The 14,466-nt window shown below is 74.2% G+C and carries 12 protein-coding genes; 3 read left to right on the top strand and 9 right to left on the bottom strand.

Annotated features, from left to right (window positions below):
- Nucleotides 1-18: 18 nt before the first annotated feature.
- The 6 genes from ACFYE1_RS03910 to ACFYE1_RS03885 all read right to left on the bottom strand — a co-directional run bounded on the left by ACFYE1_RS03910 (nt 19) and on the right by ACFYE1_RS03885 (nt 9,007).
- A complete protein-coding gene (locus tag ACFYE1_RS03910; protein ID WP_387740142.1) occupies nt 19-1,809 on the bottom strand; it encodes an acetyl/propionyl/methylcrotonyl-CoA carboxylase subunit alpha in 1,791 nt (596 codons plus the stop codon).
- 143 nt (nt 1,810-1,952) lie between these two features.
- Nucleotides 1,953-2,588: a Maf family protein gene (locus ACFYE1_RS03905; RefSeq protein WP_387740140.1), complete on the bottom strand. Its 636-nt coding sequence runs from the start codon at nt 2,586-2,588 to the stop codon at nt 1,953-1,955.
- Nucleotides 2,589-2,703: 115 nt separating this feature from the next.
- Nucleotides 2,704-4,251: an acetaldehyde dehydrogenase ExaC gene (exaC, locus tag ACFYE1_RS03900; RefSeq protein WP_387740138.1), complete on the bottom strand. Its 1,548-nt coding sequence runs from the start codon at nt 4,249-4,251 to the stop codon at nt 2,704-2,706.
- Nucleotides 4,252-4,383: 132 nt separating this feature from the next.
- Entirely contained in the window at nt 4,384-5,592 is a 1,209-nt protein-coding gene (locus ACFYE1_RS03895) for a transcriptional regulator (RefSeq protein WP_387740137.1), read from the bottom strand.
- 159 nt (nt 5,593-5,751) lie between these two features.
- The gene (locus tag ACFYE1_RS03890) at nt 5,752-7,191 is read right to left on the bottom strand and encodes a dicarboxylate/amino acid:cation symporter (RefSeq protein WP_387740136.1); all 1,440 of its coding nucleotides are present in this window, start codon (nt 7,189-7,191) and stop codon (nt 5,752-5,754) included.
- A gap of 73 nt (nt 7,192-7,264) precedes the next feature.
- Nucleotides 7,265-9,007, bottom strand: coding sequence for a DUF885 domain-containing protein (locus tag ACFYE1_RS03885; protein WP_387740134.1), 1,743 nt, complete (start codon nt 9,005-9,007; stop codon nt 7,265-7,267).
- Between the two features lie 41 nt (nt 9,008-9,048).
- Between ACFYE1_RS03885 and ACFYE1_RS03880 the strand changes: the two genes are divergently transcribed.
- Nucleotides 9,049-10,302, top strand: a complete 1,254-nt coding sequence (locus tag ACFYE1_RS03880) for an MFS transporter (protein WP_387740132.1) — start codon at nt 9,049-9,051, stop codon at nt 10,300-10,302.
- Nucleotides 10,303-10,430: 128 nt separating this feature from the next.
- On the opposite strand, the gene ACFYE1_RS03875 is transcribed toward ACFYE1_RS03880, so the two are convergent.
- The 3 genes from ACFYE1_RS03875 to ACFYE1_RS03865 form a co-directional block, all read right to left on the bottom strand.
- The gene (locus ACFYE1_RS03875; protein ID WP_387740131.1) at nt 10,431-10,661 is read right to left on the bottom strand and encodes an acyl-CoA carboxylase subunit epsilon; all 231 of its coding nucleotides are present in this window, start codon (nt 10,659-10,661) and stop codon (nt 10,431-10,433) included.
- The gene (locus ACFYE1_RS03870; RefSeq protein WP_387740129.1) at nt 10,658-12,241 is read right to left on the bottom strand and encodes an acyl-CoA carboxylase subunit beta; all 1,584 of its coding nucleotides are present in this window, start codon (nt 12,239-12,241) and stop codon (nt 10,658-10,660) included. The genes ACFYE1_RS03875 and ACFYE1_RS03870 overlap by 4 nt, the downstream gene beginning before the upstream one ends.
- 158 nt (nt 12,242-12,399) lie before the next feature.
- Entirely contained in the window at nt 12,400-12,702 is a 303-nt protein-coding gene (locus tag ACFYE1_RS03865; RefSeq protein ID WP_387740127.1) for a YciI family protein, read from the bottom strand.
- 196 nt (nt 12,703-12,898) lie between these two features.
- Here ACFYE1_RS03865 and ACFYE1_RS03860 point away from each other — a divergent pair, with 196 nt between their 5' ends.
- Both ACFYE1_RS03860 and ACFYE1_RS03855 read left to right on the top strand, forming a co-directional pair.
- Entirely contained in the window at nt 12,899-13,783 is an 885-nt protein-coding gene (locus ACFYE1_RS03860) for a biotin--[acetyl-CoA-carboxylase] ligase (protein ID WP_387740125.1), read from the top strand.
- Between the two features lie 2 nt (nt 13,784-13,785).
- Entirely contained in the window at nt 13,786-14,463 is a 678-nt protein-coding gene (locus tag ACFYE1_RS03855) for a hypothetical protein (RefSeq protein WP_387740122.1), read from the top strand.
- Nucleotides 14,464-14,466 lie beyond the last annotated feature (3 nt).

Below are 14,466 nucleotides of genomic sequence, written 5' to 3'. Positions count from 1 at the left end.
GGGGCCGGGCCGGCCGCGTCAGGAGATGGTCGCCAGGACGGCGCCGGCGGAGACGGTGTCCCCGGGGCTCACGGAGAGCCCCGAGACCGTGCCCGACTTGTGGGCGGTCAGGGGCTGCTCCATCTTCATGGCCTCCAGCACGAGCACGAGATCGCCCTCGGCCACGTCGTCCCCGTTGTCCACCGCGATCTTCACGATGGTCCCCTGCATCGGGGAGCTCAGGCTGTCGCCGCTCGCCGCGGCGGTGCCGCCGCGCGCCGAGCGGGACTTGCGGGTCTTGGGCGCGGTCCCGTTGGGCTTGACCGTGCCCGGCAGGGCGGGCAGGACGACCTCGAGGCGCTTGCCGGAGACCTCGACGACGATCGCCTGGCGCTCCTCGGCCTCGGGCCCGGTCTGCGGGAATCCCTCGAACGGCGGGATGGTGTTGTCGAACTCGGTCTCGATCCACCGCGTGTGCACGGAGAACGGGGTGCCGTCCGCGGGGGCGAACGCGGGGTCGGCGACCACCGCGCGGTGGAAGGGGACCACGGTGGGCATGCCCTCGATGCGCAGCTCCGCCAGCGCCCGGCGGGAGCGCTCGAGTGCCTGCTGCCGGGTGGCCCCGGTGACGATCAGCTTGGCGAGCATCGAGTCGAAGTTCCCGCCCACGGTCTCTCCGGCCTGCACGCCGGAGTCCACGCGCACGCCGGGGCCGCCGGGCAGGTCGAGGGCGGCGATGGTGCCGGGGGAGGGCATGAAGTGCCGGCCAGGGTCCTCGCCGTTGATGCGGAACTCGATCGAGTGGCCGCGGACCACCGGGTCGTCGTAGCCGAGGGCCTCGCCGCGGGCCAGCCGGAACTGCTCGCGCACCAGGTCGATGCCCGTGACCTCCTCGGAGACGGGGTGCTCGACCTGCAGGCGGGTGTTGACCTCCAGGAACGTGATCGTGCCGTCGCGGCCGACCAGGAACTCGCACGTGCCCGCGCCCTGGTAGCCGGCCTCGCGCAGGATCGCCTTCGAGGACGTGTAGAGCAGGCGGTTCTGCTCCTCGGACAGGAACGGCGCGGGCGCCTCCTCCACGAGCTTCTGGTTGCGCCGCTGCAGGGAGCAGTCGCGGGTGGAGACGACGACGACGTTGCCGTGGGCGTCGGCCAGGCACTGGGTCTCGACGTGCCGCGGGGCGTCCAGGAAGCGCTCGACGAAGCAGTCGCCGCGACCGAACGCCGCAGTGGCCTCGCGCACGGCGGAATCATAGAACTCCGGGATGTCGTCCCGGTCCCGGACCACCTTGATGCCGCGTCCGCCGCCGCCGAACGCGGCCTTGATGGCCAGGGGCAGCCCGTACTGGTCGGCGAAGGCGAGGACCTCCTCGGCGGAGCCGACCGGGTCGGTGGTGCCGGGAACCTGCGGCGCGCCGACCTTCTCGGCGATGTGGCGGGCGGCCACCTTGTCGCCGAGCTTGGCGATGGCCGCGGGCGGGGGCCCGATCCAGGTCAGGCCGGCCTCGAGCACGGCCATCGCGAAGTCGGCGTTCTCGGACAGGAAGCCGTAGCCGGGGTGCACGGCGTCGGCGCCCGAGCGCGCGGCGACGTCGAGGATCTTGTCGATCACCAGGTACGAGTCCGCGGCGGTGGACCCGCCGAGGCCGTACGCCTCGTCCGCCGTGCGCGCGTGCAGGGCGTCCCGGTCCGGGTCGGCGTACACGGCCACGGAGGCGATGCCCTCGTCGCGGGCGGCGCGGATCACGCGCACCGCGATCTCGCCGCGGTTGGCGACGAGCACCTTGGTGATGGGTCGGATGGCGCCGTCCGCGGGGTTGTTACCGGTCACGTCTCACTCCTTGTCGAATCCTCCGATGCACTGTATTCCCCGCCGGGATCAATCGCCCAACCACCCGGCGGCGGACCGGAAATGCGACGCCGTTTCTGTAGGAGTCCTACAAAGCGGAGGGCCGTCCCAGCGGTGGTGGGCCCTCACCGGCGCGCCGTCCACAGCTCGGGCACGCCCACTCCCGCCCGGGTCAGCAGCGTCCGCAGGGTGCTGAGGCTCAGGCCGACGACGGCGTGCACATCGCCCTCCACCCGCTCCACGAACGCCGCGCCGAGCGAGTCGATGGTGAAGGACCCGGCCACCTCCAGGGGCTCGCCGGTGGCCACGTAGGCCGCGACCTCGTCGTCGGACATCTGCACGAAGAACACCTCGGCGCGGGCGGGCGCGCCGCCGCTCCAGCCGCTCCCGCCGTCCGCCGGGCTCCGGGTGTCCACGAGCCAGTGGCCCGTGTGGAGCACTCCGGAGCGCCCGCGCATGGCCCGGATGCGGGCGGTCGCCGTCGCGGCGTCCAGGGGCTTGCCGTGCACCTCGCCGTCGAGCTCGAAGACCGAGTCGCAGCCCACCACCAGGGCGCCGGCGGCCTCGGGCAGCGCCGCCACGGCCTCCGCCTTGGCCCGGGCCAGGACCATCGCGGTCCCCTCGGCGCCGGTCACCCCGCGCTCCCGGACCACGGCGTCCTCGTCCACGTCGGAGACCAGCCGGTCGTGGCCGATCCCGGCGTCGGCCAGCAGCTTGGTGCGGGCCGGGGAGCGGGAGGCGAGGACGAGGCGGGGAGTCACCGTCCCAGGATACGCAGGCCGCGCGGGCGAGGGTCGCGTCCTGCCGGTGGGATGCTCTCCCACCGGCAGGACGCGACCCTCGCGGACGGCCCGGCTCCCCGGGGCGGGCTGCGGCCTAGAAGAAGCCCTGCGCGTCCTCGGAGTAGGAGACCAGCAGGTTCTTGGTCTGCTGGTAGTGGTCCAGCATCATCAGGTGGTTCTCGCGGCCGATGCCCGAGGATTTGTACCCGCCGAAGGCCGAGTGGGCGGGGTAGTTGTGGTACTGGTTCACCCACACGCGCCCGGCCTGGATGTCGCGGCCGGCGCGGTAGGCGAGGTTGCCGTTGCGGGCCCAGACTCCGGCGCCGAGGCCGTATAGGGTGTCGTTGGCGGTGGCCACGGCGTCGGCGTAGTCGGTGAAGCGGGTCACCGACAGGACGGGTCCGAAGATCTCCTCCTGGAAGATGCGCATCGAGTTCTCGCCCTCGAACACCGTGGGGGAGACGTAGAAGCCCTCGGCGAGGTCACCGTCCAGGACGTTGCGCTCCCCGCCCACGAGCACCTGGGCGCCCTCCTGCCTGCCGATGTCGATGTAGGAGAGGATCTTCTGCAGCTGGTCGTTGGAGGCCTGCGCCCCGACCTGGGTGTCGAGGTCCAGCGGGTTGCCCTGGACCATGCCCTTCACGCGCTCCACGCCGTCCGCGAGCAGCCGGTCGTAGATCGAGCCCTGGATCAGGGCCCGCGACGGGCAGGTGCAGACCTCGCCCTGGTTGAGGGCGAAGAACGCGAAGCCCTCCAGGGCCTTGTCGTAGAAGGAGTCCTGGGCCGCGGCGACGTCCTCGAAGAAGATGTTCGGGGACTTCCCGCCCAGCTCCAGGGTCACCGGGATGATGTTCTGGGACGCGTACTGCATGATGAGCCGGCCGGTGGTGGTCTCGCCGGTGAAGGCGATCTTGCGGATCCGCGGGCTCGAGGCCAGGGGCTTGCCGGCCTCCACGCCGAAGCCGTTGACCACGTTGACCACGCCCGGGGGCAGGATGTCCGCGAGCAGCTCCATGAGCACCATGATCGAGGCCGGGGTCTGCTCGGCCGGCTTGAGCACCACGGCGTTGCCCGCGGCCAGGGCCGGGGCGAGCTTCCACACGCCCATGAGGATCGGGAAGTTCCAGGGGATGATCTGGCCGACCACGCCGAGGGGCTCGTGGAAGTGGTAGGACGTCGTGTTGTCGTCGAGCTGGGAGAGGGTGCCCTCCTGGGCGCGGATCGCCCCGGCGAAGTAGCGGAAGTGGTCGATGGCCAGGGCGATGTCCGCGTTGATGGACTCGCGCACGGGCTTGCCGTTGTCCCAGGTCTCGGCCACGGCGAGCATCTCGAGGTTCTGCTCCATCCGGTCGGCGATCCGGTGGAGCACCAGCGCCCGCTCCGCCACGGACGTCTTCCCCCAGGCCGGGGCGGCGGCCCAGGCGGCGTCGAGCGCGGCGTCGATGTCCTCGGCGGTGCCGCGGGCCACCTCGGTGAAGGGCTTGCCGTTGACCGGGGAGATGTTCTCGAAGTACTGGCCCTTCACCGGCGGCACCCACCGCCCGCCGATCCAGTGCTCGTAGCGGGGCTTGAAGGAGACCTTCGAGCCCTCGGTGCCCGGCTGCGCGTAGACGGTGGTGAGGGACTGGGTTTCAACGCTCATGGTGACGTGCTCCTGGTGCGTGACGGTGCGGGTGTCACGAGCGCGGTCCGGACCCGGCCGCGCCGTGAGGTGATGAGCATCACGGTAGTCCGGGCCGCGTTGCACGCACGTTGCACCGGGTGCCGGCCCCGGTCAGCGGCGCAGCCGCTCCAGCTCGAGCACCGCCGCCGCCCGAGCGGGGGAGCGGGGCGGCAGGAGGCGCAGCAGCAGCGCCCACGCCTCGGCGTCGTCCGCCGCCTCCGGCAGGTTGAGGTACTCGCGCACGGCCTCCGCCGAGCCGTCGGTCAGGACGGCCTCGCGCAGGAGCCCGGTGAGGCGGTGGCGCAGCGCCACGAGGGAGGGCGCCTCGGAGCGCGGCAGCAGCGCCCCGGTGTACTCGCGCAGCGCCCGCCGGTGCGAGCCCCGGGCGAGCAGCTCGAGCACCCGGCCGGCGTCCGAGGGCAGGGGGGCCTCGAGCCGGTAGGGCCGCGAGGCGATCGCCGGGCCGCCCCGGGACCCGAGCAGCCGGCGCAGCCGCAGGACCTCGGCGCGCACCGTGGTCTCCTGCGCCCGGCCGCCCCAGAGCTGCTGCGACAGCTCCGCGGTGCTCAGCCCGGACCCGGCGCGGGACAGGGCCACGAGGATCTCGGCGTGGCGCTCGGTGAGCTCCAGGATCCGCCCGTCCAGCACCAGCGCCGGAGGGGCGTCGCCGAGCACGCGGAGGAACGCCCCGGGGGCGGGGGCGGCGGACGGGACGGGCGAGGGTCCGCGCAGCTGCGGACCGGAGCGCAGGGCGAGGGCGAGCTCGGCCCGGGCCGCGCGCACCGCCGCGCCGAGCAGTGCCCGGGTGGCGGGGGCGGCGGCGGCGTCCCCGCCCGTCAGGTCCACCGCCCCGAGCAGGGTCCCCGTGACGGGGTGCAGCAGCGGGGCGGCCGTGCAGGACCAGGGCCGGGCCTCGGGGTAGAAGTGCTGCTCGCGGTGCACGGTCACCGGCCGGCGCAGGACCAGGGCCGTGCCCGGTGCGTTGGTGCCCACGGCCGGCTCGGACCAGTCGGCGCCCTCGACGAAGCCCATGGCCTCGGCGCGCCGCCGCGTCGCGGCGCTGCCCCGGACCCGCAGGAGCACCCCGCGGGGGTCCGTGACGGCCACGACCAGCCCGGTGTCCTCGGCCGGCGGGGTGAGCAGCTCGTCGAGCACGGGCATCAGCAGGCGCAGCGGGGAGCGGGCCTCCCGGACGTCGGAGCCGTCCAGCACGACCCGCGGGGCGCAGCGCTCGGGTGCCGAGAGGTGGTCCAGGGACCGGGCCCAGGACAGGCGCAGCAGCGGGTCCGCCGTCGTCGGTCCGTCCGCCGGTGCGCCCACGCGCCGCCCCCTGTTCCGTGCTGTGACCCAGCTCTCATGCCGGTCCCAGGGTAGCCCGTGACGTGTCCAGGAACAGTGCGGGGCGGGGAACTGCCGGAATGCGTCGAGCACTCCTGGAGCTCCCCGCCCTGCGCGGTCGGGACGGCGGCGGCGCCGCGGTCAGCGGGCGGCGGCCGCCGGGGCGTCCTCCGGGCGCGGCTCGACACCGGCGGCCGCGCCGGACCCGGTGCCGGACCCCGTGCCCTCGGGGGTGACGTCCTCGGGCACGAACGGATCGCCGGAGCGCGGGGCGTCGTAGAGCGCGCGGTCCAGCAGTCCCTCGCGGTGGGCGACGATCGTGGGGACCAGGGCCTGGCCCGCCACGTTGAGCGCGGTGCGGCCCATGTCGATGATCGGGTCCACGGCCAGCAGGAGGCCCACGCCGTCGAGCGGCAGGCCCAGCGTGGACAGCGTCAGGGTCAGCATCACGGTGGCCCCCGTGGTGCCGGCGGTCGCCGCGGAGCCCAGCACGGACACGAGCGCGATGAGCACGTAGTGCGTGACGTCCAGGTCGATGCCGTAGAACTGTGCGACGAACAGGGCAGCGATCGCGGGGTAGACCGCGGCGCAGCCGTCCATCTTGGTGGTCGCCCCGAGGGGCACGGCGAAGGACGCGTAGGCGCGGGGCACGCCGAGGCTGCGCTCGGTGACGCGCTGCGTCAGGGGCATGGTGCCCACCGAGGAGCGGGAGACGAAGCCCAGCTGCACGGCCGGCCAGACGCCCGAGAAGTACTGCTTGACGGAGAGCCCGTGCGCCTTGACCAGCGCCGGGTAGACCACGAGGGCCACGACCAGCAGGCCGGCGTAGACGGTGGCGACGAAGGCCAGCAGCCCGCCCATCGAGGTCCAGCCGTACTCGAACACGGCCCGGCCGATCAGGCCCAGCGTGCCCAGCGGGGCGAGGCGGATGATCCACCAGACGACCTTCTGCACCACGGCCAGCGCGGCGCGGACCACGGCGAGGAACGGCTCGGCGGGCTCGCCTACCTTGAGGGCGGCGATGCCGACGGCGGCCGAGACCACGAGCACCTGCAGCACGTTGAAGCCGAGGGTGGTCTGGACGGTCTCCGGGTCCACCACGGAGGAGGAGACCTGCAGGCCCAGGAAGTTGGCGGGGACGAGGCCGGTGAGGAAGCCCAGCCACGAGCCCTGCGTCCCGGTGTACGCCTCGGCGGGCGCGGCGGCGCCGCTGCCCGCCCCGGGCTGGACGACCAGCCCGAGCACCAGGCCGACCGACACGGCGATCAGCGCGGTGATCCCGAACCACAGCAGCGTCTTCCATGCGAGCCGAGCGGCGTTGGAGACCTCCCGCAGGTTGGCGATCGAGGAGATCACCGCGGTCACGATGAGCGGGACCACGGCGGCCTTGAGCAGGCTCACGTAGCTGGTGCCGATGGTGTCCAGCGCGGTCATCAACCAGTTGGGGTCCGTGTCGGGGTCGCCGCCGAGGGTGTCGGCGACGGTGCCCAGGACCACGCCCAGGAGGAGTGCGAGCACGATCTGCGGGCCGAAGGCGGTCATCCACCGGGGCAGCCGTCGAGTACTTTCTGCGGAAATCATGTGCCCACAATAGGGCCCCGGAATATACAACACCCAAAGACGATGACGAAATGTGACGCCAAGATGACGGACGTCACAGATCGAGCGCGTACCGCAGGGTGTCCAGGCCGACCGAGCCGATCCGCAGCGCGCGGGTGTGGAACTGCTGGAGCCGGAACTCCCGGCCCGCCGCGGTGCGGGCCACCTCCCGCGCCTGCTCCCACAGCTGCTGGCCCACCTTGTAGGACGGCGCCTGCCCGGGCCAGCCCATGTACCGCATCCACTCGAAGCGCAGCTTCGGGTCCGCCATCACGATGTTCGAGCGCAGGAACCGCCAGCCGTCCTCGGGCGTCCAGACCTCGCCGGGGCGGGCGCTGCCGAGGGCGTCCCCGAGCTCCGGGGGAACGCGGTAGCCGCAGTGGAAGCCGACGTCGAACACCACCCGCGCCGCCCGCAGCCGCTGGGAGTCCAGCATCCCCATCCGGTCCCCGGGGTCCTGCAGGTGTCCCAGCTCGTCCATGAGCCGCTCGGCGTACAGCGCCCAGCCCTCTCCGTGGCCCGAGACCCACACGCCCATCCGCCGCCACCGGTTGAGCTCCCCCGAGTTGGCCAGCGCGGTGGAGAATTGCAGGTGGTGGCCGGGGACGCCCTCGTGGTAGACGGTCGTGGTCTCCTCCCACGTGGTGAAGGTCGCGGTGCCCTCCGGCACGGACCACCACATGCGCCCGGGGCGGAAGAAGTCGGCGCTCGGCATCGAGTACCAGATCCCGCCGTCGTGGGTCGGGGCGATGCGGCACTCGAGCCGGCGCATGGGGCCGGTCAGCTCGAAGTGCGTGTCCGCGAGGGCGTCCACGGCGGCGTCGGAGAGGTCCTGCATCCAGGCCTGCAGCGCGTCGGTGCCGTGCAGCTGCCGCGCCGGGTCCGCGTTCAGGGCCGCCATGGCCTGGGCGACCGTGGCGCCGGGGGCGATGCGGTGGGCGAGCCGCTCCTGCTCCGCCACGATCGCGCGCAGCTGCTCCACACCCCAGGCGTACACCGTGGCCGGGTCCAGGACGGCGCCGAGGAACTCCTGCAGGCGTAGCGTGTACACGTCGGGGCCCACCGCGTCCGTGCGGGGCGCGTCCGCGGCGAGTTCCTTGCCCAGCACGGCGGCGAGACCCCGGTAGGCTTGCCGCGCCGCCTCGGCGGCCTCGGCGACCTCTTGCCGCAGCGCCTCCGGGATGCGGGGGCTGCGCACCAGCCGGGCGAAGAAGCCGTGCCGGGCCGCGTAGCCGGTGCACTGCCGGGCCGCGTTGCGCAGCTGCGCCTCGGAGGCCGAGCGGCCGAGGGAGCGGGCGTGCCGCAGGCCCAGGACGTAGGAGTCCACGGCGGCGGGCACGGCGCGCAGCCGGCCGGCGAGGTGCGCCCAGTCCTCGGCGGTGCGCCGGGGCAGGTCGTCGAAGACCTCCCGGATCTCCTGCACCGGGGAGGAGATGTTGTTGACCTCCCAGCCGCGCAGCCCCTCCTCGTGCAGGAGCAGGTCGAGGCCGAGGCGCTCGCGCAGGGCGTGGCCGGTGATCCGGTCGACGTCGTCGGCCGGGGCCGCGCGCTCGAGCTCGGCCAGCGTCCGTCGGGCGGCGTCGGCCCGGGCCTCCAGGCCCTCGGGACCGAAGTCGCGGTACTCGGTCTCGTGCCCGGGGAAGCCGTGCACGGTGGCCTGGGCCGGGTCCAGCTCCATGGCGCGCGCGAACCAGCGCTCGGCCACGGCGTCGACGGCCGTGGGCTCTCGCCGCCCGGTGCCGAGGGGCGCCGGCCCGGGGCCGGCGGTGGACGTGGGGTCGGGCCGTTGATCGGTCATGCAGGTCACGGTAGCGCCGGCCGCTCCCTAGACTGCGGAGCATGCCCGCCCCTGCGCCGCGCGCGAACTCCGCGTCTCCCGCCACCGTCCCGCCCGGGCCCTCGGGCGCCGCCGGGACCGGGGCCGCCGTGCTTGTGGTGGTCGCGGGGGTGGTGGGCGCCCTGCACGTGTGGAAGCTGTCCCCGGCGCTGCCCGTGCTCTCCGCCGAGCTCGGCCTGAGCCTGGTGCAGGGCGGGTTCCTGCTCTCCACGGTGCAGGTGGCCGGCATGCTGCTGGGCGTGGTGGTGGGCCTGTTCGGGGACCGCATCGGCCTGCGCCGGGGGCTGCTGCTCGGGCTGGGCCTGCTCACCGCGGGCTCCGTGACGGGCCTGCTCTCCACGGGGTACGGCCCGCTGCTGGGCTCCCGGGTGCTGGAGGGGGTGGGGTTCATGCTCGTGTCGATCTGCGCCCCGGCACTGATCCGGCGCACCGTGGCCCCGGCCAGGGTGTCCCTGCTCGTGGGGCTGTGGGGCTGCCACATCCCGGTGGCAGCGGCCCTCTCCCTGCTGCTCGGGGGCCTCCTCAGCGAGGCCCTCGGCTGGCGCACCTGGTGGGCGGCCGCTGCGGCCGGCTCCGCGCTCCTGGGCCTGCTGGTGCTCGCCGTGCTCCCGCCGGACCCCGCCCACGTGGTGGTGCACGGGGTTCGGCAGCGCCTCGGGCTGACCCTGCGCGCGCCCGGACCGTGGCTCGTGGCCCTGGTCTTCGGGCTCTACACCGCCCAGTGGAACGGGGTGGTGCAGTTCCTGCCCTCCATGTACGCCGAGTCCGGGATCGCGGCGGGCGCCGCGGCGGGGCTCAGCGCGCTCGCCGCGGGGGTCAACGTGGTGGGCAACCTCGGTGCGGGCCGGGCCCTGCAGCGCGGGGTGCGTCCCGTGGTGCTCTGGTGCACGGGCTTCGCCGTGCTGGGACTGGCCGCCGTGGTCGCGTTCGGGATGGCCCCGCTGCTGGACGAGGGGGCGCGCTTCGGCGCCCGGTACGGCGCCGTCCTGGTCTTCTCCGCCGTGGGGGGAGTGGTGCCGACCACGGCGATCGCGAGCCTCCTGCGGGTCGCCCCCACGCCCACCACGGTGGCCACCACGTTGGGGCTGGGCCAGCAGCTGAACGCTCTGGGCCAGTTCGCCGGCCCGCCCGCGGTCGCGTCGGTCGCGCAGGCCACGGGCACCTGGGATCTCACGTGGGCGGTGACGGCCGTGCTCGCCCTCGCGGGCATCGCCGTGGCGCTCCTCGTCTCGCGGCGGATCCCCCGGGAGCCGTGAGCGGCCGCCGTCCGGTCAGCAGCTGGTCCGGCCCGGTCGCGGCCCGGCCACCACCTGGGCGGCCCCGGGCCGCGCACCGCCGATCGCTCGCCCTGAGGCGCTGACCCGCTGCGCCCGCCCCACCGGGTTCACTCCTCCGGCCGGGTCCGCCGCCACGCGCCGCGCCCCGGGCGCAGCCGCAGGCCCAGCCGCATCCGCCGGAACTGGTCCCGGCGCCCCGGGGAGCCCTTCCCGGCGGCGTCGCCCCCCTCCTGGCGCGCGAGCAGGACGGCCGTGACGGCGGCGATCTCCTCCGGCGTGGGGCTGCCGGCCGTGAAGCGCAGGGACGGGGCGCCCTCGACGGGCTCGCGGGAGGTCACAGCGGGATGTTCCCGTGCTTCTTGGTGGGCATCGTCGCGCGCTTGTCGCGCAGGGCCCGCAGGGCCTTGAGCACCTGCACCCTTGTCTCCGACGGGGAGATCACCGCGTCCACGTAGCCCAGTTCCGCCGCCTGGTACGGGTTCAGCAGGCTCTCCTCGTACTTGCGCACCAGATCGGCGCGCAGCGCCTCGACGTCCTCGTCGTTCTCCGCGGCGGCCTTGAGGTCCCGGCGGTAGAGGATCTCCACGGCGCCCTGGGCGCCCATCACGCCGATCTGCGCGGTGGGCCAGGCCAGGTTGATGTCCGCACCGAGCTTCTTGGAGCCCATCACGATGTAGGCCCCGCCGTAGGCCTTGCGGGTGATCAGGGTGACCAGCGGGACGGTCGCCTCGGCGTAGGCGTAGAGCAGCTTGGCGCCGCGCCGGATGATGCCGTTGAACTCCTGGTCGGTGCCGGGCAGGAACCCCGGCACGTCCACGAGGGTGAGGATCGGGACGTTGAACGCATCGCAGTGGCGCACGAACCGGGCCGCCTTCTCGGACGCCGCGATGTCCAGCGTGCCGGCGAACTGCATCGGCTGGTTCGCCACGATGCCCACGGTGTGTCCCTCGACCCGGGCGTAGCCGATCATCACGTTGGGGGCGTAGAGGGCCTGCATCTCCAGGAAGTGGCCGTCGTCGACGATCGCCTCGACCACCGCGCGCATGTCGTACGGCTGGTTGGCGGAGTCCGGGACCAGGGCGTCCAGGGCCAGGTCCCCGTCCGTGACCTCGTCCTCCTGGTCGTGGTGCAGCAGGGGCGCCTCCTGCAGGTTGTTCGCCGGGAGGAACTCGAGCAGCTCGTGCACGAAGTCGAACGCGTCCTGCTCGTCCTCGGCGAGGTACGTGGCCGTGCCCGTCGTCGCATTGTGCTGGCGCGCCCCGCCCAGGGTCTCCATGTCCACCGACTCGCCCGTGACCGTCTTGATGACGTCCGGGCCGGTGATGAACATGTGCGAGGTCTTGTCGACCATCACGATGTAGTCGGTCAGGGCCGGGGAGTAGGCCGCCCCGCCCGCGCAGGGACCCATGATCAGCGAGATCTGGGGGACCACCCCGGAGGAGCGGACGTTCATGTTGAAGATGTCCGCGAACATGGCCAGGGAGGCCACGCCCTCCTGGATCCGCGCCCCGCCGCCGTCGTTGATCCCGACGACCGGGCAGCCGTTGCGCAGGGCGAACTTCTGCACCTTGACGATCTTCTCCCCGTTCACCTGGGACAGCGACCCGCCGAACACCGCGAAGTCCTGGGAGTAGACCGCCACCAGGCGCCCGTCCACGGTGCCGTAGCCGCTGACCACGCCGTCGCCGGGCAGCTTCTTCGACGCCATCCCGAAGGCGGTCGAGCGGTGGGTCGCGAGGGCGTCGAACTCCACGAACGAGTCCTCGTCCAGGAGCATCTCCACGCGCTCGCGGGCGGTGTTCTTCCCGCGGGCGTGCTGCTTCTCGATCGCCGCCTGCCCCGCGGGGACCTCGGAGCGGGCCCTGCGGTCGTGGAAGTCGGCGATCTTGCCGGCGGTGGTCGTCAGGTCGTGGGTCACAGGCACCTCGTGGTCTGGTACGCGGCCGGCCCGGCGGGCCGATCGGTCCGGTCCGGGGTGGTCAGGGGACCTGCTCACTCTAGTCGGCGGCCGCGCGGGCCTCCGTTGTAGAACTCCTACAAAATCCGCGCCCGGGGCCGGGGACACCGGGACGGTGCTCAGCCGACGCGGCCGAGGACCACCTTCCAGGGGCGGACGGTCCGCTCGGTGACCACCCCGTGGCGCACCAGCGGGTCCTCGTCGGTGAGCCGCTCGACCGCCGCGGCGTCCTCGACGGCGAAGACCAGCAGCGCGCCGGGCGCACCGTCGTCGTCGAACGGACCGGACGCGAGCAGGTGCCCCTGCTCCACGAGACCGCCGAGGTACGCCCGGTGCTCCGGCCGGCGCGCGGCCAGGACGTCGGCGGGCCCGCCGTAGACGTAGGTGACGGCGAACGTCGTGCGGTTCTCGGCTGCGCTCACGATGGCTCCTGTGGGTCGTGCCGCGGCCCCGCCGGGCCGGACGGGACCGTCCAGCCGGTTCCCGGGGAACCGGGCTACTACTGTGGATACGGTCCGAACACTACGCGGACGGTGCCCGGCCGGACAGCACCGCCCGCCCGGGACCGCGACGACCGGCCCGCGACGACCGATGCCCGACGACCGACCGAGGAGAACCGTGCCCGACCCCTGCGCCGCCGACCTGCGCGCCCCCGCCGTGCTCTCAGCGCTGGCGGACCTCGGCCTGGGGCGGATCGACGTCCTGGACGAGGTCGGCTCCACGAACGAGCACCTGACGGCCGCCGTCACCCGGCAGGCGCGCGGGTCCCGCCCGGACCGGCCGTGGGTCGACCTGTCCCTCGTGCTCACCGGCCACCAGAGTGCGGGGCGCGGCCGGCTGGACCGGGTGTGGACCACCGAGCCCGGCACCGCGCTGACCTTCAGCGTCCTGCTGCGCCCGGCCGACGGGCGCGGCCGCCCGCTGCCCACCCAGCACTACCCGTGGCTGACCCTGCTGATGGCCGCGGCCGTCGTCGACGCCCTGGACGGGCTCGCGGCGGCGGGCGCGCTGATCAAGTGGCCCAACGACGTCCTGGTGGACGGGCGCAAGGTGGCCGGTCTGCTCGCGGGCCTCGTCCTGGACGAGCAGCGCCCCCCGGCGGTGGTCCTGGGCGCCGGCATCAACGTCGCCCAGGAGGAGCTGCCCGTGGACACGGCCACGTCGGTCCGCCGCGTCACCGGCCGCGAGGTCGAGCGCGCCGCCGTCCTGGAGGCCGTGCTGGGCGCGTTCGTCCCGCTCTACCGGCAGTTCTGTGCGGACCCGGCCGCCGCCGTGCGCCCCGGAGGGACGCTGCGCACCCGGATCACCGAGCGGATGGAGACCCTCGGGCGACCGGTGCGCGCCGAGCTCCCCGGCGGAGCCGCGCCCGTCACGGGCACCGCGACGGGACTCGGGGAGCACGGGGGCCTGCTGGTGCGCGAGGCCGGCGGCGCCCAGCGCGAGGTGACGGCGGGCGACGTGGTGCACCTGCGCCCGGCGCCGGACGCCCCCGGGACGGTCTGAGCGTGTCCGCCCGTCCCGCCCTGCAGCCCGGGGAGCGCGTGCTCGTGTCCACACGCGCCCACGGCGCGCGGCTGACCCGGCCCTTCCTGGTGCTGCTGCTCACGGTGTTCGCGCTCTCGTTCGCCCAGCGGGCCCTCGAGCTGCGCTGGCGGCCCGTGGCGGAGCCGTGGACCACGGTGCACGCCGGGGTGGAGCTCACCCTGCTCGTCGTGGCCGGCTGGGTGGTGCTCCGCAGCTGCCTGCGCCCGATCCTGCGCTGGTGGCGCACCCGCTACGTGCTCACCACCCGCCACCTCGTGCTGGTGCGCCCGGGCGGGGCCCGCAGGACCGTGTCGCTGCCCCTGCACCAGCTGCGCCGGGTCTCCGTGGAGCGCCGGCGCAGCCCGGCCCTCGGCCGGCACGACGGGCGCGTGGTGGCCGACTTCGGGCCCTTCGGCGGCCTGCGCCTGGAGCACGCCCCGGAGGCGCAGCGCCTGGCCGGGCTGATCCGCCGGGCCGCCGAGGACGAGTGGGCGGGCGGCGGCGCCGGCCGGGCCGGGGATCCCGGATCCGGCGGGGGTGCGCCGGGGGTCCGTCCCACTAGAGTGGACCGCGACGCGGTCGTGGCACCGCGCCCGGGCCCGTCCGTCGCCCCGCGCCGACCGTGGAGCCGGCGGGCCGTCCACCAGGAACAGGAGTGACGT

Source organism: Kocuria nitroreducens, from assembly GCF_042879195.1.
Classification (GTDB): Bacteria; Actinomycetota; Actinomycetes; order Actinomycetales; family Micrococcaceae; genus Kocuria; species Kocuria nitroreducens.
This window is presented reverse-complemented; position numbering and strand designations above follow the sequence as displayed.